This window comes from Vibrio sp. J1-1 (genome assembly GCF_021728395.1).
GTDB lineage: Bacteria > Pseudomonadota > Gammaproteobacteria > Enterobacterales > Vibrionaceae > Vibrio.
In genome coordinates, this window is record NZ_JAKKCM010000008.1 from 191489 (window position 1) to 213913 (window position 22425).

General features: G+C 43.8%; 19 protein-coding genes and 1 pseudogene. 13 read left to right on the forward strand and 7 right to left on the reverse strand.

From position 1 onward, the window contains the following. Positions 1–13 precede the first annotated feature (13 nt). From L3V31_RS14730 to rsmF, 3 genes are all read left to right on the forward strand, one after another. Positions 14–1261: a paraquat-inducible protein A gene (locus tag L3V31_RS14730; RefSeq protein WP_237316895.1), complete on the forward strand. Its 1248-nt coding sequence runs from the start codon at positions 14–16 to the stop codon at positions 1259–1261. Continuing rightward, complete coding sequence (locus L3V31_RS14735) at positions 1254–3902, forward strand: MlaD family protein (protein ID WP_237316897.1); 2649 nt, start codon at positions 1254–1256, stop codon at positions 3900–3902. Before L3V31_RS14730 ends, L3V31_RS14735 begins: the two co-directional genes overlap by 8 nt. A gap of 142 nt (positions 3903–4044) precedes the next feature. After that, the gene (gene rsmF, locus L3V31_RS14740; protein ID WP_237316899.1) at positions 4045–5481 is read left to right on the forward strand and encodes a 16S rRNA (cytosine(1407)-C(5))-methyltransferase RsmF; all 1437 of its coding nucleotides are present in this window, start codon (positions 4045–4047) and stop codon (positions 5479–5481) included. A gap of 319 nt (positions 5482–5800) precedes the next feature. Here the strand turns inward: rsmF and L3V31_RS14745 are convergent, their stop codons facing one another. After that, on the reverse strand, positions 5801–6634 hold the full coding sequence (locus L3V31_RS14745) for a S1-like domain-containing RNA-binding protein (protein WP_237316901.1): 834 nt from the start codon (positions 6632–6634) through the stop codon (positions 5801–5803). Between the two features lie 184 nt (positions 6635–6818). Between L3V31_RS14745 and L3V31_RS14750 the strand changes: the two genes are divergently transcribed. Further along, complete coding sequence (locus L3V31_RS14750; protein WP_237316903.1) at positions 6819–8171, forward strand: hypothetical protein; 1353 nt, start codon at positions 6819–6821, stop codon at positions 8169–8171. Between the two features lie 16 nt (positions 8172–8187). On the opposite strand, the gene L3V31_RS14755 is transcribed toward L3V31_RS14750, so the two are convergent. Continuing rightward, positions 8188–8685: a DUF4442 domain-containing protein gene (locus L3V31_RS14755; RefSeq protein WP_065296860.1), complete on the reverse strand. Its 498-nt coding sequence runs from the start codon at positions 8683–8685 to the stop codon at positions 8188–8190. A 421-nt stretch (positions 8686–9106) separates the two neighbouring features. Between L3V31_RS14755 and L3V31_RS14760 the strand changes: the two genes are divergently transcribed. Then, positions 9107–10159, forward strand: a complete 1053-nt coding sequence (locus L3V31_RS14760) for a 3-deoxy-7-phosphoheptulonate synthase (protein ID WP_237316905.1) — start codon at positions 9107–9109, stop codon at positions 10157–10159. A gap of 28 nt (positions 10160–10187) precedes the next feature. After that, complete coding sequence (locus L3V31_RS14765) at positions 10188–10670, forward strand: YajQ family cyclic di-GMP-binding protein (protein ID WP_237316907.1); 483 nt, start codon at positions 10188–10190, stop codon at positions 10668–10670. A 103-nt stretch (positions 10671–10773) separates the two neighbouring features. On the opposite strand, the gene L3V31_RS14770 is transcribed toward L3V31_RS14765, so the two are convergent. Together L3V31_RS14770 and L3V31_RS14775 are read right to left on the reverse strand one after the other, a co-directional pair. Then, the gene (locus L3V31_RS14770) at positions 10774–11694 is read right to left on the reverse strand and encodes a bifunctional precorrin-2 dehydrogenase/sirohydrochlorin ferrochelatase (protein WP_237316910.1); all 921 of its coding nucleotides are present in this window, start codon (positions 11692–11694) and stop codon (positions 10774–10776) included. 28 nt (positions 11695–11722) lie between these two features. Continuing rightward, positions 11723–11926, reverse strand: a complete 204-nt coding sequence (locus L3V31_RS14775; RefSeq protein WP_237316911.1) for a hypothetical protein — start codon at positions 11924–11926, stop codon at positions 11723–11725. 228 nt (positions 11927–12154) lie between these two features. Here L3V31_RS14775 and L3V31_RS14780 point away from each other — a divergent pair, with 228 nt between their 5' ends. The 5 genes from L3V31_RS14780 to L3V31_RS14800 all read left to right on the forward strand — a co-directional run bounded on the left by L3V31_RS14780 (position 12155) and on the right by L3V31_RS14800 (position 17401). Next, positions 12155–13183, forward strand: a complete 1029-nt coding sequence (locus L3V31_RS14780) for an amino acid ABC transporter substrate-binding protein (RefSeq protein WP_237316913.1) — start codon at positions 12155–12157, stop codon at positions 13181–13183. Positions 13184–13411: 228 nt separating this feature from the next. Continuing rightward, entirely contained in the window at positions 13412–14617 is a 1206-nt protein-coding gene (locus tag L3V31_RS14785; protein ID WP_237316915.1) for an amino acid ABC transporter permease, read from the forward strand. A gap of 1 nt (position 14618) precedes the next feature. Then, positions 14619–15716 (forward strand): amino acid ABC transporter permease, encoded by a 1098-nt coding sequence (locus L3V31_RS14790; RefSeq protein ID WP_237316917.1) that lies wholly within the window; start codon positions 14619–14621, stop codon positions 15714–15716. A 23-nt stretch (positions 15717–15739) separates the two neighbouring features. Further along, positions 15740–16489 carry an amino acid ABC transporter ATP-binding protein gene (locus tag L3V31_RS14795; RefSeq protein ID WP_237316919.1) on the forward strand — a complete coding sequence of 250 codons (750 nt, stop codon included), beginning with the start codon at positions 15740–15742 and terminating at the stop codon, positions 16487–16489. Positions 16490–16738: 249 nt separating this feature from the next. Next, positions 16739–17401: a Bax inhibitor-1/YccA family protein gene (locus L3V31_RS14800; protein ID WP_237316921.1), complete on the forward strand. Its 663-nt coding sequence runs from the start codon at positions 16739–16741 to the stop codon at positions 17399–17401. A 75-nt stretch (positions 17402–17476) separates the two neighbouring features. Here the strand turns inward: L3V31_RS14800 and L3V31_RS14805 are convergent, their stop codons facing one another. Continuing rightward, positions 17477–17851, reverse strand: coding sequence for a chromosome partitioning protein ParB (locus L3V31_RS14805; protein ID WP_237316923.1), 375 nt, complete (start codon positions 17849–17851; stop codon positions 17477–17479). A 369-nt stretch (positions 17852–18220) separates the two neighbouring features. Here L3V31_RS14805 and L3V31_RS14810 point away from each other — a divergent pair, with 369 nt between their 5' ends. Then, entirely contained in the window at positions 18221–18550 is a 330-nt protein-coding gene (locus L3V31_RS14810; protein WP_065299691.1) for a TusE/DsrC/DsvC family sulfur relay protein, read from the forward strand. Here L3V31_RS14810 and yccX read toward each other — a convergent pair whose 3' ends face one another. After that, positions 18551–18823, reverse strand: coding sequence for an acylphosphatase (gene yccX / locus L3V31_RS14815; protein WP_237316989.1), 273 nt, complete (start codon positions 18821–18823; stop codon positions 18551–18553). It lies immediately after the preceding gene. A 273-nt stretch (positions 18824–19096) separates the two neighbouring features. Between yccX and L3V31_RS14820 the strand changes: the two genes are divergently transcribed. Then, positions 19097–20290, forward strand: a complete 1194-nt coding sequence (locus tag L3V31_RS14820) for a class I SAM-dependent methyltransferase (protein WP_237316925.1) — start codon at positions 19097–19099, stop codon at positions 20288–20290. Between the two features lie 66 nt (positions 20291–20356). Here L3V31_RS14820 and L3V31_RS14825 read toward each other — a convergent pair. Continuing rightward, a pseudogene (locus tag L3V31_RS14825) lies at positions 20357–22425 on the reverse strand (calcium-binding protein); the annotation flags it as partial.

Below are 22425 nucleotides of genomic sequence, written 5' to 3' on the forward strand. Positions count from 1 at the left end.
AGAGGTCGTTGTGATGACCTCTCTATCTAAGCACGCCATGAAACCTAACCGAGTCCGCTTGTGCCAGGGTTGCGAACTTCCTGTCGATCTCGTCGAGTTGCCTCAAGGTAGGCATGCTTACTGCCCTCGTTGCGGTACACAATTGTATCGTGGTGGACAACACAGTTTGTCGGGTAACTTAGCCATCGCCGTAACCTGTATTCTTTTATTTATTCCTTCCCACTTTTTTAATTTCATCAGTATCAGGCTGTTTGGTGTCATGATTCCCGCGACTTTACCATCGGGAATGATTACCTTAATGGAAGAAGGCTTCGTACTTCTATCACTGCTGATACTATTCTGTAGCTCTATAGCGCCGCTTACCGTCTGTGTATCGGTAGTCACCGCTCATATTTCAATCCATAAGCGTTGGTTTAATGGGCTACGAGTTTCTCTTTGGCTTATTCAGCACCTCAAACATTGGGTAATGCTCGATGTGTTTCTGGTCAGTATCGCCGTGGCCTGTTTCAAACTGCAGGACTATTCGGATATTTTTGTTGGCCCCGGTTTAATTGGCCTTGCTTTACTGCAAGTATTTACCGTCCTGCTTGTTTCTAGAATCAGCGTGCGTCGCTACTGGGAAGTTTGGCAACCAGAGGTCACTTACTCGTTTGAACACAAAGATGTGCACTGCCATGAATGTCACTTGTCGCAACCTGAGAATGACTCTTGCCGTCGCTGCCAACACGAGCTCTACCATCGTAAACCGCATTCAATTCAAAAAACATGGGCTTACCTGATAGCCTCAACCGTGGCGATTTTCCCTGCGAACCTTATTCCTATTTCAATTTTGATAACCAACGGCCAGCGGCTTGAAGACACGATTTTTTCCGGTGTTGCGTCATTGATTAACAGCGGTATGTACGGCATCGCTGCAATTATTTTTGTCGCCAGTATTGTTGTGCCTGTGATCAAAATTCTCAGCCTCGCCTACATCATGCTGTGCATCAAATTCAAACGTTCAGTGTTCAAGCGTCAACGAATGATGATTTACTTCGCAGTAAAGTGGATCGGTAAATGGTCTGTCATGGATTTGTTTGTTATTTCAATCATGATGACCTTGATCGATCGTGGTCAGATACTCGACTTCACACCGGGGCTTGGCGCTGTCGCCTTCGGTTTAGTCGTGGTGTTTACTATGTTAGCAGCAGACAGTATCGACCCAAGGTTAATCTGGGACCAGCCCCAAAAACAATCAGAAAAAGAGTCAATGAATGAGTGATCAGAACAGTTCTCAAACGTCATACGTGCCAGACATTAAGAGGAGTAAAGGCATATCTCCCCTGTGGCTGCTGCCGATTTTGACAATGGTTTTAGCCGGCTGGTTGGTGGTGAAGTCGATTCACGATGCAGGTCAGCGCATTCAAATCTACTTTTCCGACGCGGCAGGTTTAGTCGCAGGCAGAACCACCATCCGTTATCAAGGTATGGAAATCGGTATGGTTCGCGACATTAATCTGACCGAAGATTTGGGTAGCATTTACGTTGATGCCGATATCTATCCTGAAGCCATCAAACTGCTCAATGAGAACACGCGTTTTTGGCTTGTAAAACCAACCGCTAGCCTCAGTGGTATCTCCGGCTTAGACGCGCTCGTTTCAGGTAACTACATTTCTATTCAACCAGGCGATAGTGACGAGTTAGAAACCGTTTTCCATGCCCTAGACACTGTTCCGACGGATCTGCGCGTGACTCAAGGTTTGAACATTAAGCTGACAAGCCGGGATTTGGGTGGCGTCTCGATTGGCTCACAAATCGTTTATAAGAAAATCCCTATTGGTGCGGTATACAGCTATCAGTTGGATGATGATGCGAAATCCATCACAATTCAGGCAAACATTCAGGAACAGTATCGCCATATCATTAATGATCGCAGCCGTTTCTGGAACGTAAGTGGCATTGGAGCAAACATTGGTTTTAGTGGTGTCGACGTTCGTTTAGAGAGCATGAGCGCCCTCATTGGAGGCGCTATCGCGGTGGATTCGCCTGATGATGGTGAACCTGTAGGTGAAAATACTCAGTTCCGTTTATACAAAGACTTGAAAACAGCTGGACGAGGGATTGCAGTTAAAATTGTACTACCAGATGATAACAAAATTAGTGCTGCGGGTGCCCCTATCATGTATCGCGGGCTCGAAATTGGTCAGGTGACCGACTTAAACCTTTCTGAAGGCCGTGAAGTAATCATAGCCTCTGCAGCTATACAACCAGCATTCAGTGACATGCTTACAACCGGAACTCGATTTGTTCTTGAAGAGGCAAAGGTTTCTCTTTCCGGTTTCGAAAATATCTCTAACCTGGTGCGCGGTAATTATCTGACGATTGTTCCCGGTGAAGGCGAACGCTCTCGTCAGTTCACCGCTATCCGTAAAAATGTATTCAATCAACAACAAGAAAAATCGATAGCGATTAGGCTTATTTCTGATAATTCATTTGGTTTGGACAGTGGCGCGAATGTGCTCTATAAAGGCATTGTGGTTGGCTCAATTATTAAGGTTGGGTTAGTCGAAGAAGGTCAGCAAGCACAACATGAAGTATACATGGATGTACTCATTGACCACGAATACAAGCACTTAATTAAATCAAACAACCGCTTCTACGTCACAGGCAGTGCTTCGGCTGAGCTAACCGAATCTGGACTCAGCGTAACCGTACCGCCAGCGAAACAATTGCTTACCGGCTCGATCAGCTTTGTCAGTGCAGGCGCAACGAGCATTCAGAAAGAATATCAACTGTTCCAAAGTGAATCGTTGGCAGAATTGGCGCAATACAACCGCCGTGGCTCTCAAATTCTTACCCTATTCGCACCTGAATTACCTTCGGTTTCAAAAGGCAGCCCTCTACTCTACCGTAACCTTCCAGTAGGTAGCGTCTCGGATTTCCATTTGGTTGATGGCGGCGTGGTTATTCACGTGAGTATTGAAAACCGCTTTGCTCACCTTTTAACCTCTCAAACTGTGTTCTGGAACCGTTCAGGTATTGAGATTGATGCATCCCTAGCAGGCGTGAGTGTTAAAGCTCATCCTTTAAAATCGGTCATCCAAGGTGGCATTGCCTTTGATTCTGTTCCAGGCGTTGAAAACAAAATCGGTGAACGCTGGAAGCTATACGAAGACCAAAAAACAGCACGTAAATTCGGCCGTGTTATATCTCTGACAACAGACGGTACCCAAGAAGTCGTGAAAGGAATGCCTGTCACATACCAAGGTGTGACTGTGGGTGAAGTAACTCTTGTCGTACCGAACTTCCGACGCAATTTGGTGGAAGTAACGGCGCGTATATTACCAGAGTACGTATCTGACATTGCCGTAGAAGGTTCTCGTTTTTGGCTTACTGAGCCTGAAATTGGTCTTGGCGGGGTAAAAAACCTTGGCGCGCTGGTTTCAAAATCCATCAGTGTGAACCCCGGCAAAGGTAACGGAGCCTTTAGTTTCAAGTTAGAAAAACAGTTTGATCAAGTCCATGGTGTGATGTTCACGCTTCAAAGTGAACAACGCGGCTCAGTACAAGCAGGAACTCCTATTTTGTATCGTCAAATGGAAGTTGGTCAGGTGACCGATGTCCGCTTGGGAGAGTTCGCCGATCGCATTGTCACAACAATCAAACTAAAACCGGAGTATGCATACCTTGTGCGTCAGAACAGTGTGTTTTGGAATGTGTCTGGTGTCGATGTCTCGATAGGTCTTACCGGTGCCAATATCAAAGCTGGAACCATTGATAGTATTGTGCGTGGCGGGATCGCCTTTTCAACGCCTGAACAATCACAAATACTGCCTGCCGCCAAAAATGGCCAGACCTTCTTCCTCTACCCTCACGCAGAAGAGAGTTGGCTACAGTGGCGAACGGCAATTCCTAAGCCATAGCTATAATTCCGATGCCATAGTTATAAGGTTATCAAAAGAGCAGCACTGGCTGCTCTTTTTTAATCCCCACGTCCGGTCGCTATTCGTTTCTGCGTCGCTTTCGTATATTATTTGCGACAAATTCTGCTAACGAGATTCCACATTGCATCCTAATGTATACATCCCAGACGCGTTTCTGGAAAAAATCCAAACTATCCTACCTGCTGGTCTTAACATGGAAGACTTTATTTCTTCCTGTCAAAAGCCATTACGTAAAAGCATTCGCGTCAACACACTAAAGATAAGTGTCGAATCATTTATCCAACGAGCAGAAGAGAAAGGCTGGAAACTTTCACCAGTGCCTTGGTGTGAGAGTGGTTTTTGGATTGATGCAGATGAATCACAGGTACCGTTGGGAAACACTGCAGAGCACATGTCTGGATTATTCTACATTCAGGAAGCGAGCTCGATGATGCCAGTATCTGCCCTATTCATGAACGATGAAGCTTATCATGCTGTTCTTGATACCGCAGCTGCTCCGGGATCAAAAACGACACAAATCGCAGCGCTGATGAACAATGAAGGCGTACTGGTTGCTAATGAATACGCAGCGAGCCGTGTGAAAGTACTGCATGCAAATATTGAACGATGTGGTGTGCGTAACACCGCGCTCAGTAACTTTGATGGTCGAGTGTTCGGAGGCTGGTTGCCAGAACAGTTCGATGCCGTTTTGCTGGACGCACCTTGTTCCGGAGAAGGTACTCTGCGTAAAGACGAAGACGCAATGAAAAACTGGTCACAACAATCAGTATTAGACATTGCGGATACGCAAAAAGATTTAATTGAAAGTGCCTTTCACGCATTAAAACCCGGTGGTGTACTGGTTTATTCAACCTGCACGCTAAGCACGGAAGAAAACCAGCAAGTCTGTCAACACCTAAAAAACACCTTTGGTGAAGCTGTTGAGTTTGAGAGCCTGGAAAATCTATTTGAAGATGCTAAAGCCGCTCTTACTGAAGATGGTTTTTTACATATCTTCCCTCAGGTGTACGATTGTGAGGGCTTCTTCGTCGCACGTATTCGTAAGCACTGTTCAGTGGAAGCGCCGAAGGTGAAAAAGCGCATGGGCAAATTCCCATTTACCAAAGCGTCGAAAAAAGAATCGACTGAGATTGCTCATCAGCTTCACAAAGCATTAGACATTGAGCTCCCAGATGACAGTGAGGTTTGGCTACGCGATAAAGACGTTTGGTTATTCCCGAATGCACTTGAGCCAATGATTGGTGAACTGCGCTTCTCACGAATGGGGATAAAAATCGCCGAAGCACACAAAAACGGATACCGTTGGCAACATCAGGTTGCTACTGCTCTGGCAACAGGTAAAGAAAGTAATGCTATCGAACTGACAATAGATGAAGCTCGCGAGTGGTATATGGGACGTGACGTTCGCCCACAAAATATTCCTGAAGGTACCAAAATCGGTAAAGGCGAAGTTTTTGTCAAATATCAAGGTGCCATCATTGGCTTAGGAAAATGGGTCAGTAACCGAATAAAAAATGGTCTTCCAAGAGAATTAGTACGAGATAAAAACTTATTTTAATATTTTTGCTATAGCGATAACTTAACGATAAATAAAAGAAAAGCCATCGTAAACTCGATGGCTTTTTTTATTATGAGTATGAAAGCCGCCCAGCGCTCTAGCGTTCCGAGTGGCCTGTACTAAACTAAATATATCAACTCAGAGCATTATTACTGCGTCTTCCATATAACTGCACAAATAAGCGCTCAAAAATAAGCGAATAATAAGGTTTTAGCGTAGGCTCCTCGGAGCCATTTCCCCTAGGCCCAAAAAATGGAAGCGTTTGGGCCGCTTTTTTTCTCATTTCGAAAAGTTATATTGTAAGTACACTGCCGCCTCGCTATGCCAGGCGAATACCGTCTTTTTCGATAACGATTTTACCTTGCTTGAACAGACCACCAATGGTTTTTTTGTACGTACCTTTACTGGTGCGAAACGCTTCAAAAATCGCTTCTGGAGAAGATTTATCATTAAGAGGAAGAAAACCGCCCTTCTTCTCTAACTGCTCCATGATCTTGCTTGAAAGGTCATCCATCTTAGCGACCCCCACTTTTTGTAACGCCAGATCAATTTTGCCATCTTCACGAATTTGCTTAATAAAACCTTTCAGCTGTTTGCCAATATACAATTTGCCGAAAACATCTGAAGGAAAAATCATACCCCAGTGTTTACCGTTTACGATCGCTTTGTAGCCAAGCTGACTGCGCTCAGCAATGATCAAATCGACTTGCTGGTTAATTTCGTAGTTGGCTGGTGTTTTATCCAGCCACTTGTTGAACTTCGTCGTGCCAACAATTCGACCCGACGCTTTATCGGTATACACGTAAACCAAGATCGTTTGACCGGCAGAAAAACGCGTGCGCTGTTCGCTGAATGGAATGAGCAAATCTTTTTCTTTGATACCCCAATTAACGAAAGCACCCGTATTGCTGACACCTTCGATCTTCATCAGGCCCCATTCACCCACTTGAGCAATTGGTGTTTCAATGGTCGCAGCCAGTTGGCTTTCTGAATCAAAGTACAAAAACACGTCGATTTTATCACCAATTTCTGTGCCCTCTGGGACATGTTTGTTTGGCAGCAAAACAGAACCGTAATCATCACCATCCAGAAATACGCCAAAATCAGCCTTTTTAATGACTTCTAGGCTGTTAATTTGACCAATTTTAATCATTGATTTTGTCTCTTTTTAAATTTACCTGGAATTATACCTAAACTAACAAGAAAATCAGAGAGAAAAGCACATCGCTCTGTTATGCTGTTATTGTCTACCCCAATCATTCTCTTAGCAATCTGGTACTTATATAAACCGCACAATTTTCGGGGTAAGAATGCTTTAGCAAAGTCAGGAGCTTTTTTTGGTCACCCTTGATAAACAAGACTCAATCACATTAAAAATCAGCCATGAGCTAGCAAAAAGTAAAAGTGTCGACCTTGATATTTACTTCTTTGTCCCTGGTGAGCTTGGCTTAAACGCCGACATCATCAGTGAATCAGAGTTCTACTACACGTCTATCACACAACAGCGCTCCTATTACAGTAAGGAGATTCTGCTTCCTTTGGTTCACAGCCGACTAGCAAAACGAGGACATCTCTCAAATCAACAATACCGCGTGAGCTTGAGTTTATTCGCCTATCAATACGTCATCGCACTAGATAAAGCCGTTGCCAGTCTGAATAAACTAGAGAGTAACTCCGCAACGGAAGATGAAGTAGATGAAGTTATCGAATTGGCTATCGCGATTTTAAAACGCCTGCGACGCAGTATTCCTTTTGAAGAAAACCTAAAACGCTACTACGTTAACATCGATAACTATTTGTCTTGGTACACAGAGCAGAAATTCTTGTCACTCGTTGCTCATTTACCGCGAGAAGGCGATTACAGTACGATAAAAAAACGGCTGATTACCCTGTGTGAAAAAGAGCAAGCGCACCGTAAGTTAAATAAATATAACTCACCCAACGTCGTCGAAGATGTGACGCGGCTCTCCAACAAAATGCGCCTGTTGAGACGTCTTATTGAACACCCTATCGTCTTACGTGAGCAGACGGTCTCGATGGGGAAAAATATTAAGCGGGCAATAAAAGGCATTGCAACAGGTTTAGTGATGGTAGTCGTGACATCGACTGTGATCCTCGCACGAGACTACCTAGGAGAGATTTCAGCATCCTTCATTATTGCGATGTCCTTCATCTATGCCTTACGCGAAATTTTTAAAGATGATCTTCGCGATGCCATGTGGCGCTGGATACGCAAAGGAAAGCCCAAATGGCGTAAGAAGTACATTGACCCGACCACCAAAAAAGTCGTCGGTAAAAAGTTAGAGTGGCTTGACTATAGAACGCTATCTAGCCTGCCTGACAAGATTCAACAGATCCGTAAAAAACGCGTCGTCCAGCGAGAAGAGAAGATTCTTCACTATCAGGAAAAGACGGAAATGGCGACATCGATGTTTTTAAGTGGCTATGAGCAAACGCGCGAAACCCTGAACATTAGCTTAAGACCCATTATTAGATTAATGGACAAAGGGTCAAACCGCGTATATCGCTTAAACGAAGGGCAAGTCACCAAAGAATCGGTTGAGAAACGTCACCTCATCAATGTGATCGTCAAAGAAAACAACCACACTGATGAACCCGTTTACTATCGTTGGAAAGTGGTATTAAACCGGTCAAAGATAGTGTCGATTGAAAAAATCGAATTGAACTAGCGAAAATAGTTAACGATTAAGCAGCCTTCTTTTTTTGTTGTGCTGCTTTTTTAATAGAAAGCGTCAGGTAAAACTCTGCCATTGGCTCGTCGCCATGAAGAGACGGACAAAGTGCAGTAATTTTCACATCACGATTGATACGCTCACCTGTCTCTAACGTGTAATCCAGCATTTCGTCGATTAAAGGACCATCATCACAAACAAAATGAACATCGGCTTCTGGTCGTTTTAAAAACTCCGCCTTTACGCCTTTAAAGGCCAGAGAAATCGGCTCTCCTTTCTCCTGAGCTTTACTCATCGCTAAAAAAGCCCCCGCAACATCTGCCCCAACCGCTAACGCACCGAAATACATGCTGTTAAGGTGGTTTTTTGTTCTTTTTCGGAGTGGGATTTTCACTTCAACATGCTTATCGTCAATATCAATGATTTTGGGACGACAAAGCCAGATCAATGGAACTTTAGTGAAACCGAATACTTTCAAGTAGAGGTTTGCGCGACGTACTGCAGATAACATTTTGGTCTCCTTACCAACCTAATCTGACCAGTTAATCAACTATACACATGGATGTCAAAGATATGTTAACTAATTATAGATCTGTATACTAAAATCAACGTCATAAACAGTCCAATAGTGACACTGTCACTCGGTCGAGCTATCGTTTCTATACTGGTTAATTTCACCTGACTTTATCGATAATTAAGACATTGAGGACTATTGCTGTTTTCCCGCTTTGTTCACCACCGCAATGATCAGTGGCGAATAATGACGTAACTATCTCGTGATAGTATGCTTTCAGGTTGTTATAAAAAAGTAAGAACCGTATAACCGTTTCATGCTATTTGGGATTTAGAGGCGAAGAATCCCGCGAAACAGTTTATTCCTGCCAGTAATTCCGTTATCTTTACCCCTTCGCAACAGAGAATAAAGCTATAAGATGCCTATAAAAACAGATGAATTGAGAACCCAGCCTTTGGGTCCAATGCCTACCCCAGCGGAGCTAGGTAGTGAATATCCTATAACGGATGACGTTGCAGACCGTATTGCTCAATCTCGCCGTCAGATTGAAAAAATCTTAACGGGGGAAGATAAGCGTCTTCTTGCGATCGTTGGCCCTTGTTCTGTCCATGACACAGAAGCCGCGATTGACTATGCAACGCGCCTAAGCGCAATCCAGGATAAGTACAAAGATGAGCTATTTATTGTCATGCGTACTTACTTTGAAAAACCGCGTACAGTTGTGGGTTGGAAAGGCTTAATTACCGACCCAAACCTTGACGGTTCTTATGCGTTAGAAGCTGGCCTTCATAAAGCGCGTAAACTGCTACTGGATATCAACAAGCTTGGTCTTGCCACCGCTACTGAGTTTCTTGATATGATTACCGGTCAATACATTGCGGACCTAATTACTTGGGGCGCTATCGGTGCGCGTACCACTGAATCTCAAATTCACAGAGAAATGGCATCTGCACTTTCGTGCCCAGTTGGCTTTAAGAATGGTACCAACGGTAATGTGAAAATAGCGATTGATGCGATTCGTGCATCTAAAGCATCACACTACTTCTACTCTCCAGATAAGCATGGTCGTATGACGGTTTATCGCACAAGTGGTAATCCATTCGGTCATATTATTTTACGTGGGGGCGAAAAAGGTCCAAACTTTGACGAAGCTTCAATTAAGCAAGCTTGTGACGCGCTAGCCGAATTTGATCTACCGCAACGCCTAATTGTCGATTTCAGTCATGCTAATTGCCAAAAGCAACACAGAAAGCAGCTAGATGTTGCTAAAGATATCTGCCAACAAATACAGGCTGGCAGTACACGCGTTGCAGGCATTATGGCCGAGAGCTTCATCATTGAAGGCAACCAGCCAATGACCGACATCAATAACCTGACATACGGGCAATCAATCACTGACCCATGTCTGAGTTGGGAAGACACAGTGACTATGCTAGATATGCTGGCAGACGCTGTAAAATCCTCTAAGTAATTAATAACAAGATAATCAAGGAATCTTCATGCCATCGTTTGATATTGTTTCAGAAATCGATACGGTTGAACTACGTAACGCCGTTGATAACGCTAACCGTGAATTGTCTACTCGTTTCGATTTCCGCAATGTAAATGCGAGCTTTGAGCTAGTAGAAGAAAATGTGAAAGTGTCCGCTGAAGGTGAATTTCAGCTTAAACAGATGCGTGAAATTTTACGCGGTCACCTAGCAAAACGTAATATCGATGCCAATGCTATGGATTCTCAAAAACCTGAAGCAACGGGCAGAAACTGGCATCAGAACATCGTGTTCCACCAAGGTATCGATACGCCAACCGCGAAAAAGCTGGTTAAGTTAATCAAAGACGCGAAGCTGAAAGTACAAGCTTCAATCCAAGGCGATAAAGTACGTGTTACGGGTAAAAAACGTGATGACTTACAGGCAACCATGGCAGCTATTCGTGAAGCAGAGCTAGGTCTACCTTTTCAGTTCAATAACTTCCGTGATTAGTGCTCATTAATGATTAAAACCTTGCGTAATAATCATTAACACTGCAAATACTAAACGCCGACGAGTGATCGTCGGCGTTTCTGTTTGTGCTAATGAGGGGCTTTTAGATCACGAGATCTTGTCCCTGCAACAGCAAGAACTCACTGGTGCCTTCTGGGATAAACACACAGACACGTAAGTTTTCTTGTTTTGCCTTCGCAAGCATGTCTGATAACTGAGCGGCGTTTTTGAACGACTCCCTTTCTGCGTCTCTTCTCACTAACTCCATTGCGTCTGATTGACATTTTGTTGAGTACAACGCCAGCTCCGCTTGTTGCATGTAGCGAACCGCTTTTATTGGCAACATCTCAACATCTTTACCGACGTGAATCCAAGTGCAACTGCCCTTTTCTTCAATTGGATCTTCCATGGCTGCTTTGTAGATATTTTCTAAATCTCGATTATCACGCGCGTTTTCAACGTCAGGATTCGAAAAGAATTGCTCCCAAAATTTACGACGTAAATCGACACTTGGTAACGCCTCTTTAATAGAGTTACGTTTTGAATTCGCAAACTCAGCCATCAGACCCATATTCTGTGGAAGGATCATCTCTAACTTCTCACGAATATTGCGAATCAAAACAGGTGACGCACCACCACTCGAAATGGCGATCTGAATACGTCCACGATTGATCATCGAAGGAGTAATGAAGTCGCAGTAAGGCTTGTCATCAACCACATTCACTAAGATTCCCTGTGCCTTAGCGTCTTTGTAAACTTGATGATTCAAATCTGGATTATCCGTTGTCGCCCAAACCTGAATAAAGCCCTTTGTGACAATGTCACTTGAGTAGAAACGCTGAATCCATCTGAGTTGATGCTCTTTCGCCAATTTAGCGAGAAAGTCAACTAAGGTAGGCGAAACGACTGTGATATCCGCCCCTGCCTTGATTAAGGCCTCAACTTTTCGGCTCGCGACTTCACCGCCGCCAACAACGAGAACTGGTTTATTGATTAAGTCTAAGAACAGAGGAAAATATCGCATCTCAACCTTTGATTACATTAATTAACTATTAAAACCATGCTACCAAAAATGGGGCATGGTCATCACCTTGTTTTGTTGACACAAATAATTTTTGTTCGAATTTTAACTGCACATAGCCGAGGTCAGCTAATGATAGTTTTAATAACGACGTTTTATTCTCTATTTGCGCCTGTTTGTTCGTTGAATGTTCTGATGCACCAACTTGAGCACCAGTTGCACTATTTACAAACAATTAACATTTCGTCATTCTAAAACCTGAGGAATTTTGTAGGTTCTCTTAAAATTCCATTTAAATTATATAATTGAGAATTCACAGATCCTTTTCTACGCTTATATTTGATTGGTTACTCGATTACCGTTTCTTCGAAAATCAATCACGTAGAACATAACACAACACAAAATTGGACACGCTAATTTTAAGTCACATTGATTTAACATGGATCATACAGGAAGGACACAAATGGCAAATAAACTAACAATTCTTGCTTCCGTCGTAGCGGCTTCTACTGCAATGATGGCAACATCAGCACAAGCTGCAGACTCTACTTTGGACAAAGTAACAAAACAAGGTTTTCTTACTTGTGGCGTAAGTACTGGTCTTCCGGGCTTCTCAAACCCAAACTCAAAAGGTGAATGGGAAGGTATCGACGTAGAATATTGCCAAGCACTGGCTGCAGCCGTTCTTGGGGACAAAACGAAAGTGAAATACGTACCTCTAACTGCAAAAGAACGTTTCACTGCACTCCAATCTGGTGAAATCGATGTCCTTTCGCGTAACACCACCTGGACGCTCCACCGCGATACCGCTCTTGGCCTAAACTTCGTTGGCGTTAACTACTATGATGGCCAAGGTTTCATGGTGAAAAAAGAGCTTGGCCTATCAAGTGCTAAGGAACTTGATGGCGCATCTGTTTGTGTACAATCAGGTACCACTACCGAGCTAAACCTTGCAGACTACTTCCGTAATAGTGGCATGAGCTACAAGCCAGTCGTATTTGATACAGCCGCTCAAACTTCAAAAGGTTTCGATTCAGGTCGATGTGACGCGTTAACAACGGACCAGTCTGGTCTGTACGCGCTGCGTTTGAACCTGCAAGACCCTTCATCGGCAGCCGTTCTTCCTGAAATTATTTCAAAAGAGCCATTAGGTCCTGTTGTGCGTCAGGGTGATGATCAGTGGTTTAACATTGCCAAGTGGACACTATCCGCAATGATTAATGCGGAAGAGTACGGCATTACCTCTAAAAATGCGGATGAGATGTTGAAATCTAAAGATCCAAACGTCAAGCGTATCCTTGGTGTAGACGGTCCTCAGGGCAAAGGCTTAGGTATTCGTGATGATTGGGGCTACCAAATCGTTAAACAAGTGGGTAACTATGGTGAGAGCTTCGAGCGCACTGTAGGTAAAGGGTCGCCTCTTGAAATCTCTCGTGGTGTGAATGCACTATGGAACGCGGGTGGATTCATGTACGCATCACCAATCCGATAGAAACGAGTAATCAGGGCGACTCTACGTCGCCCTTTTTCGTGACTATAGATCTGGATGAGTAAGGAATGCTCATTAGCTGGTGAAAGCTACGCCCAGTACGAGATGGATTTTGGCAAAAATTTAACGCTAATGATCTATAAAGTGCAGAAGCTCAAGGCTTAGCTCGTAGCAAAAAGTACTTACTCATACAGACGGATATCTATAACTAAGGTTTGAGGTTAACGCTGTATGGAACCGACTAAAGATGCATCGCTAAGTACGATGTCCAAACCAAGTGGAAGTAAAAGCCTGATTTATAACCCTGCTTTTCGTTCTGCTATTTTTCAGATAATTGCTGTAGCTGCATTGGTATTTTTCTTTTATACCATCATCAACAACGCATTAAATAACTTAGACGCCCGAGGCATTGCTACGGGTTTTGATTTTCTTAATCAGGAAGCTGGCTTTGGTATCGGTCTGACGCTGATCGATTATAATGAAACCTATTCTTATGGCCGAACCTTTGTCATTGGTTTACTAAACACCGCACTGGTCTCAGTTTTAGGTATTATCCTGGCAACTGTGATTGGTTTTACAATGGGTATTGCTCGTCTCTCGTCTAACTGGCTAGTAAGCCGCTTAGCGGCGGTATACATTGAGACGTTTCGAAATATTCCCCTTCTTCTTCAAATCTTCTTTTGGTATTTCGCCGTTTTGCAGGCACTACCTTCAACAAGACAAAGTATCAGTCTTGGCGAAGCTATCTTCCTGAACGTAAGAGGACTCTATCTCCCTGCTCCAGTATTGGAAAACGGCAGTAGTGTTGTTATCGCTGCGTTTATTATCGGGCTCGTTGCGACTATCTGTATTTCTATATGGGCGAAGAACAAGCAACGTCTAACTGGTCAGCAAACACCTATGGGAAGAATTGCACTAGGTTTAGTGGTTGCTTTACCTTTGGTCGTTTATTTCCTTGTTGGTATGCCTATCTCTCTGGAATATCCAGCGTTGAAAGGCTTTAACTTCCAAGGTGGGGTCAGCATCATTCCTGAGCTAGCGGCTCTGCTGGTCGCGTTAAGCGTTTATACTGCAACATTTATCGCTGAGATCGTGCGTTCGGGTATTAACGCTGTGAGTCATGGTCAGACCGAAGCGGCCATGTCACTGGGCCTGCCACGAGCCAAAACGCTAAAACTTGTGGTCATTCCTCAAGCGCTGCGAATCATCATCCCTCCATTAACCAGTCAATATTTGAACTTAACCAAAAACTCTTCATTGGCAATGGCAATAGGCTATCCGGATCTCGTGTCTGTGTTTGCTGGCACAACGCTAAACCAGACAGGTCAAGCCATTGAGATTATCGCGATGACAATGGGCGTTTACTTAGCGTTAAGTTTAATTACTTCCGCGTTAATGAACCTATACAACCGTAAAGTAGCACTGGTGGAGAGATAATATGAGCACACATCAATTTCAGCCTGATCTCCCACCGCCAGCGAATATGGTCGGTGTGGTAGGTTGGATGCGTAAAAACCTATTCAATGGACCAGTAAATTCCATTGTTACCATTATTCTCGCCTACTTAGCGTTTACAGCTTTATGGAACATCATCGATTGGGCGTTCATTAACGCGGATTGGGTAGGAACAACACGTGATGCTTGTAGCCGCGAAGGCGCGTGCTGGGTATTCATCAGCGTACGTTGGGATCAGTTCATGTATGGCTTCTACCCTGAGGCTGAACTGTGGCGCCCTCGCCTGTTTTACATCTCGCTGGCCATCCTGACCGCGCTTGTTGCCTATGAGAAAACACCAAAGCGCATGTGGATTTGGCTGTTTTTAGTCAATGTTTACCCATTCCTGATTGCGGGTCTTCTTTACGGTGGTGTGTTTGGACTTGAAGTTGTTGACACACATAAATGGGGTGGCTTACTGGTAACCTTAATCATCGCACTTGTCGGTATTGTTGTCTCACTACCGATTGGTGTTGTCTTAGCACTAGGCCGTCGCTCTGAGATGCCAATTATTCGCAGCATGTGTACTGTCTACATCGAAGTATGGCGTGGTGTACCGCTCATCACTGTCTTGTTCATGGCGTCGGTGATGTTGCCACTGTTTATGTCAGAGGGTTCGGAGACAGACAAACTCATCCGTGCACTTATCGGTGTGGTGATGTTTGCCGCAGCCTACATGGCAGAGGTGATTCGTGGTGGTTTACAAGCGATTCCAAAAGGGCAATACGAAGCAGCAGATGCACTTGGTTTAAGCTACTGGAAGAAAACAGGGTTAATTATTTTACCTCAGGCACTGAAGATCACGATTCCTTCTATCGTGAATACCTTCATCGGCCTGTTTAAAGATACCAGTCTGGTACTGATCATCGGTATGTTTGACGTACTGGGCATTGGGCAAGCAGCAAACACCGACCCTGAGTGGCTCGGCTTTGCGACGGAAAGTTATGTATTTGTCGCGTTAGTGTTTTGGGTATTTTGTTTCGGCATGTCACGTTATTCGATATGGCTCGAAAACAAACTGCATACCGGTCACAAACGATAATTCATTAAGATCAAGGACGTATTATGACGCAACAACAAGACTACATGATCCAGTTGAAGGACATGAACAAATGGTATGGTGAGTTTCACGTACTAAAAAACATCAACTTAAACGTTAAAAAAGGTGAAAAAATCGTTATTTGTGGGCCTTCAGGTTCAGGTAAATCGACCATGATTCGCTGCATTAACCGTCTGGAAGAACACCAAGCGGGTAAAATTTTCGTTTCCGGTACCGAGCTTACTGAAGACTTGAAAAACATTGAGGCTGTTCGTCGTGAAGTTGGTATGTGTTTCCAGCACTTCAACCTGTTCCCTCACCTGACGGTTTTAGAGAACTGTACGCTTGCTCCTATTTGGGTTAAGAAAATGCCTAAAGACGAAGCAGAAGCTATTGCAATGAAGTATCTGGAACGCGTTAAGATCCCTGACCAAGCGGATAAATACCCAGGCCAACTCTCTGGTGGCCAGCAACAACGTGTCGCAATCGCTCGTTCTCTGTGCATGAACCCAAGAGTGATGTTGTTTGATGAGCCAACATCCGCTCTCGACCCAGAAATGGTGCGCGAGGTGCTGGATGTTATGGTTGAATTAGCAGAAGAAGGCATGACCATGCTGTGCGTAACGCACGAGATGGGATTTGCAAAAGAGGTAGCTGACCGAGTGATCTTTATGGATGCTGGTGAAATCATCGAAGAAAATAATCCGAAGGACTTCTTCGAGAACCCGCAATCTGATCGTACACAAAACTTCTTATCGCAAATTCTACATCATTAATTGTTGCGTTAAACCCATTCAAAAGGCACTGGCTTCAATAGGAACTGTGCCTTTTTCAATACTTGGTCAGTTATGGTAATGTAATCACATTCGCTATTTCTGGCAGTAATATTGTGTTACAAGTTCTCGCATACATAACATCTTATTTCTATTATTATTTTGTCATAGCGATACATGGTTAGGGCTTGATTTTTTGAACTTTCAACCCCATAAATGTACTTATAAGAAAGTCTCTTATCGAGGAAGAATATGAACAGTCCAATGTTTACCCGCACTTCAACACAAGAAAGTGCTCTACAAACCAATAAAGTATTGCGTAATACTTACGCCCTACTTTCTATGACGCTTCTTTGGTCAGCCGTTGTGGCTGGCGTATCGATGGCGTTTAACCTACCACGTCCGGGCATCATCCTTATGTTGGTTGGTTTCTATGGTCTGCTTTTCTTAACTGAAAAGAACCGTGACAACAGCCTTGGATTGGTTTTCACCTTCCTGTTCACTGGTTTCTTGGGTTACACAATTGGTCCAATCCTGAACATGTACATCGGTGCAGGTATGGGTGACGTTGTACTGACCGCTCTAGGTGGTACGGCGCTATCATTTATGGCAGCGTCAGCATACGCATTAACGACTAAGCGTGACCTATCTATGATGGGTGGCCTGATGTTGTCTCTGTTTGTGGTCCTTGTCGTCGGTATGATTGCAAGCATCTTCATTCAGTCAACGATTCTACACTTGGCAATGAGCAGCTTGTTCATCGTGTTCTCAACCATGGCAATTCTGATGACGACTCAAGGCATCATCCGTGGTGGTGAAACGAACTACATCTCTGCGACAGTGACGCTATACGTATCAATCTACAACATCTTCATCAGCCTACTAAGCATTCTAGGCATCATGAATGACGACTAATCAGTCAGATTGAATAGAATCTAAAAAGCCCGAAGGTACACACCTTCGGGCTTTTTGTTTATTCACGTCTTGCTATTACACTTGCTCTAATTCGAGCTCGACGACTTCATCCGCTTCAGGGTTTTGCCTAAAGCGCCTTACTTGAATAGTCTGCTCACCCATCATGATCTTTTTAGCGATTCGGTGCATACCATCAAACACTCTATAATCGCTGGTCAATATGACGGGATATGACAAATCAGCTTCATTTATTCGCTTGCAATGCAAGGCAATTTCACGACACGTTGGTAGTGGCCCATTAACGTTAAACCATGTCACTTCATCTGGCCCATTAATTTGGTCAATTGGAATCTCTTCTACTGGCAACGATTCTGCTAGCTGCCAAATTCTTTCTATAAACCAAGTTGATTTCACGCTGTCATTGATTTCAATGTACCTTTGTTTCGACATAACTGACTCCCTGTCATCATTATTCACTTAATTTCATCAAAGATAATACTCAATCAGAGCAAGCACAACATTGTAACTCACTCAATTTCAACAGAAACTGCCAGTACTCTCCGATTTACACGAGTCAGAACAGCAGAGAAAACGAACCAAAAATGAATATCCATGCAAATACATCTGTATTTACCCCGAGAATTTTCTAACACACTGAATGAATACCTAATATTTTGAATAAACAAATAAAAAGCAGTCTAAGTCCGAATTTGTATGCTTTTACTTCGCTTGGAAGAATGGTGAGATTATTTAGTTGAGAAGTTCCACGCCTGTACGCTAATCTATAAACATCAAAGATTACTTAACGGATAGAACGTTATGTTCGTTTACAACGGCAAAGAAATTGAAACCGATGCTCAGGGTTACTTGTTGGACCATACTCAATGGGAAGAAGGCATGATTGAGTTATTGGCAGAAGAAGAAGGCATTGAGCTAACCGACGCGCATTTAGAAGTCGTCCACTTTGTTCGCGACTTTTACGAAGAGTTCAACACCTCCCCAGCAGTAAGAATGTTGGTTAAGGCGATGGAAAAAGCGCACGGACCAGAAAAAGGCAATAGCAAATACCTGTTTAAGCTCTTCAAAAAAGGGCCTGCAAAACAAGCGACCAAGTTGGCTGGCCTCCCTAAACCAGCGAAATGCCTATAATCATAAAATTTTGAAGCCGCGGTATGGTTTATACGAAGCGTTTTCATGTGATACGCTCTCGACAGTTGCCGTCCGTGGCCCCTCTTTCAACCACTCAGTAAACTCATCAATTTGCGTTTCAGTCCCACAGGCGACTACTTCTACATCACCATTGTTTAGGTTTTTAGCGTATCCAGTCAAACCTAGCTTCAATCCCTGATGTGAGGTTTGATACCGAAATCCCACGCCTTGAACAACACCTTTTACTACATACTTTTCACACTTTAGATTCATCGTCATTTCGCTTCTTCTAATGGCTGTTATAGACCCATCGAGCCTTCATAAGCGTAGTGGGTTCTAGAACAATTATGGAAGAAAATCTGACAGGCGGGATTGATAAGTCTCTCATTCACTTAAATTTCAAATAGAGTTAGCTCAATTTTATCTACGCACCATTGAGTGACACGGTAACATAAAACAAAACCAACTGAATCCCAATGGTTATTGCTTTTACCAGCAACATCCCGGACAATACGCCCCTTTCAAAATTCAACAAGAGCTAAAGAAATGACAGCTGCTATCTATTTGGTTAAAGGTCGTGAGAAATCGGTTAAGCGTAAGCACCCATGGATCTTCTCCCGAGGCATCAATAAAGTTGAGGGCGAACCCGCGCTTGGCGAAACCGTTGATGTATTCACTCACGACGGTAAATGGTTAGCAAAAGCGGCATACTCACCGGAATCTCAAATCCGAGCTCGTATTTGGAGTTTTGAAAAAGAAGAGATTAATAAAGCGTTTTTCGTTAAACGTTTTAAAGATGCACAGCTTCTGCGCGAAGATATAATCGAGCGAGATGGATTAACGGGCTACCGCTTAATTGCAGCGGAGTCTGACGGCTTACCGGGCGTGACTATCGACCGCTACCAAAACTTCTTCGTTTGTCAGCTACTGAGCGCTGGTGCGGAGTACAACAAACAAGCAATTGTTGCTGCCCTTGTAGAATGCTTCCCAGATTGTAATGTTTACGAACGTTCTGATGTGGCGGTACGTAAAAAAGAAGGTTTGAAAGAAACCACTGGCGTTCTACATGGTGAAGAGCCACCAAAATCTGTGGTTATTGAAGAAAACGGCGTCAAGATCAGTGTAGATATTGTTGGTGGCCACAAAACGGGGTTCTATCTGGACCAACGCGATAGCCGTCAGCAAGCGATGAAATACATGAAAGATAAAGAAGTCCTAAACTGCTTCTCTTATACCGGCGGCTTTGGGCTTTATGCGCTTAAAGGTGGAGCGAAGCGTGTTATTAACGCGGACGTTTCTCAGCCTGCTCTGGACACGGCTAAATTTAACGCCGAATTGAACGAGTTCGACATCTCTAAGAAGCGTGCTGTGTTCTTAAATGCAGACGTCTTTAAGTTGCTGCGTGAGTACCGTGACCAAGGTACTAAATTTGATGTGGTGATAATGGACCCACCAAAATTTGCCGAGAGCAAAGCGCAACTTAATGGTGCATGTCGCGGTTATAAAGACATCAACATGCTAGCGATGCAAATCCTAAAGCCTGGTGGTACTCTACTTACTTACTCGTGCTCTGGCTTAATGGACCAAGTGCTGTTCCAAAAAATCATCGCAGACGCGGCAGTTGATGCGAATCGCCAAGTTAAGTTTGTTGAGCGTTTTGAACAAGCGGCAGACCACCCAACGGATACCGCTTACCCGGAAGGTTTCTATCTAAAAGGTTTTGCTTGTAAGGTGCTTTAGACCTGTAATACAAACGCTAGATCAAAAAACGGAGCTTTCGCTCCGTTTTTTAGGACTTAACATTGGCTATTCTCGTAACTGCTCCAAATTACTAATCAAGCTATTTGCGATATCCGCAGCCGATGCGCCGTCAAAATTGACCTCCAAATCCATCCCACCTTTATGAATCATCAAGGTTGAATTAGGGCCTTTCTCAGTCACTGTGATGCTAATATCATCGACTTGTCCGCTGTAATCACCCGACCCTAAATCATCAAGTAATACAGAGATATCGCTCTGACTCACATCTTCAAACAAATCAGCAAAATCAAGCTGATCGCCAGTTTCGAAGTCGGTAACGGTGTCCGTAGCGGACTTCATTTCTGTCCACTTGAAGACATCATCACCTTCACCACCCGTCAAGATATCATCGCCTAAACCACCGATTAAGATATCACCGCCGCTGGTGCCGACTAGATCATTATCTCCATCGTCCCCCAAAATGATATTGGACTCGGCATCTGCCGCCGCTGTCAATGTGAGTGACTGAGTATTATAGTCAGCCGTTGCTACTGAGTCAGAAGTGACGTTATCAAAGTTAACAGATACCGTCGCTTCGTTGCTGAGCGCTCCGTCTGAGTCTATTGCTTGATAGGTAAAGTCATCGTTCACGTCAGTAAAACTGGTAATTTCAGTTCCAACCAAAGTAAAACCCGCCTTGTCACTCGAACTACTGGTGTCTGGAGTAAGTCGAATTTCATCAAAGCTACCATTAGCCATTGCAACTGTGATAAATCCTTCATGATTACTTGTATAAGTAATATCAGTTGAGTAAAACTGCTGAACATCAACAAGAGCACCATTTAGGAAGATGTACGCCGTTAACCATGCAGCACCACTGTTGAAGCGGTCATTCAAACTGGCTAAACTCAGTTTCGCTTCGTTTGCTGATAAATCTTCATCCAGTTCTAGCGTAATATATTCACTAGTACTGATTTCATCCCCCTGACCCGTTTCACCCGGAGAAACAACAACTAACCCAACCTGTTGATTCGCAAAGTCGACTGAAATCTGAGCGTCGGCATCAAAGATGATGCTATTGCCAATGACCGTTATCTGACCACCAGTGAAAGTTAAGTTCGAATTAGGTGGAGTGTAGGAACCAACCAAGATATCTTTCCCTTGATCTTCAAGAAGATCAGCTGAATCAAAGCTCTGCTCATCAAAGAAGTCTTCAGTCAGACGGTACTTAATATCTGTGTTTTCATACAACTTGTTTGGACCATCCAGAAACTCTTGGTTGATTATGACTTCAGTACCATTGCTATCCACATAGTAGAGCTCGCCATGTTCAGGTAATGAGGTTATGACTATTTCTATATCAGCATCATTTTCTGGCCCATCAGTGCCATTGTATTGATGGGTATCATCTTCTAAGTCTTCAACACGCTGTTCGCCAGCGCTTGTTAGTTCATCAAATTCGACATCCTGAACGGGGAACATACCTTCTTCAACATTGAGAGAGATGATGAAATCACGGGCTGTCGGAGGTGTGTTATCGTCGTCAAGTATCGTCGCACTGGCCACGTTATTATCAAGATCAACTACTGTAGTAGAAGTATCAAGAACCTCAATACTGAAAGTCTCATCCTCTTCATAAACATCATCTTGCTTCGTCAGTACGCGCAAATTAATCTCAGTCTGACCAACCTCAAACGTTATATAGCCACTGGTAGGTACATCTTGCCATATTCCATCTTTGTCTTGATATTGGTATCCGTCAAAATCATCATCTACCGTATCAACATGGTTGAACTGTAGTTTTGTTGTAACTTCAGTTTCAGCTGCCATATCCAACTTAACAGTAAACAACGCAGATTCCCCCTCATTCACCTCACCACCACCTTCAATCCGGACGGTTGGACGGTCTTCGTCATCAATGATACTGCCGAGACCTGAGTCTGTGAGCTCAAACGCCTCGCCGCCCACTTCCGCTTCGGCGACCACATTCAGCTTAAAGCCTTCCACGCCTTCAAAAATGTCGTCGTCTTCCGTCGCCACCTGGACAGTAAACTCGGTCACGTTACCCGGCAGCGTGAAACTGCTCTCACCGGCCTCAAGCACGATCTGTTTATCTTGCCCGTCTTCCACGTAAT

Bases quoted from the DNA above. Each gene is read 5' to 3' on its own strand.
- L3V31_RS14810 (WP_065299691.1), top strand. From the start codon at position 18,221: ATGTTCGTTTACAACGGCAAAGAAATTGAAACCGATGCTCAGGGTTAC.
- L3V31_RS14765 (WP_237316907.1), top strand. From the start codon at position 10,188: ATGCCATCGTTTGATATTGTTTCAGAAATCGATACGGTTGAACTACGT.
- L3V31_RS14735 (WP_237316897.1), top strand. From the start codon at position 1,254: ATGAGTGATCAGAACAGTTCTCAAACGTCATACGTGCCAGACATTAAG.
- L3V31_RS14795 (WP_237316919.1), top strand. From the start codon at position 15,740: ATGACGCAACAACAAGACTACATGATCCAGTTGAAGGACATGAACAAA.
- L3V31_RS14805 (WP_237316923.1), bottom strand. From the start codon at position 17,851: ATGTCGAAACAAAGGTACATTGAAATCAATGACAGCGTGAAATCAACT.
- L3V31_RS14730 (WP_237316895.1), top strand. From the start codon at position 14: ATGACCTCTCTATCTAAGCACGCCATGAAACCTAACCGAGTCCGCTTG.
- L3V31_RS14800 (WP_237316921.1), top strand. From the start codon at position 16,739: ATGAACAGTCCAATGTTTACCCGCACTTCAACACAAGAAAGTGCTCTA.
- L3V31_RS14745 (WP_237316901.1), bottom strand. From the start codon at position 6,634: ATGATTAAAATTGGTCAAATTAACAGCCTAGAAGTCATTAAAAAGGCT.
- L3V31_RS14820 (WP_237316925.1), top strand. From the start codon at position 19,097: ATGACAGCTGCTATCTATTTGGTTAAAGGTCGTGAGAAATCGGTTAAG.
- L3V31_RS14770 (WP_237316910.1), bottom strand. From the start codon at position 11,694: ATGCGATATTTTCCTCTGTTCTTAGACTTAATCAATAAACCAGTTCTC.
- L3V31_RS14780 (WP_237316913.1), top strand. From the start codon at position 12,155: ATGGCAAATAAACTAACAATTCTTGCTTCCGTCGTAGCGGCTTCTACT.
- L3V31_RS14790 (WP_237316917.1), top strand. From the start codon at position 14,619: ATGAGCACACATCAATTTCAGCCTGATCTCCCACCGCCAGCGAATATG.
- L3V31_RS14785 (WP_237316915.1), top strand. From the start codon at position 13,412: ATGGAACCGACTAAAGATGCATCGCTAAGTACGATGTCCAAACCAAGT.
- L3V31_RS14760 (WP_237316905.1), top strand. From the start codon at position 9,107: ATGCCTATAAAAACAGATGAATTGAGAACCCAGCCTTTGGGTCCAATG.
- yccX (WP_237316989.1), bottom strand. From the start codon at position 18,823: ATGAATCTAAAGTGTGAAAAGTATGTAGTAAAAGGTGTTGTTCAAGGC.
- L3V31_RS14755 (WP_065296860.1), bottom strand. From the start codon at position 8,685: ATGTTATCTGCAGTACGTCGCGCAAACCTCTACTTGAAAGTATTCGGT.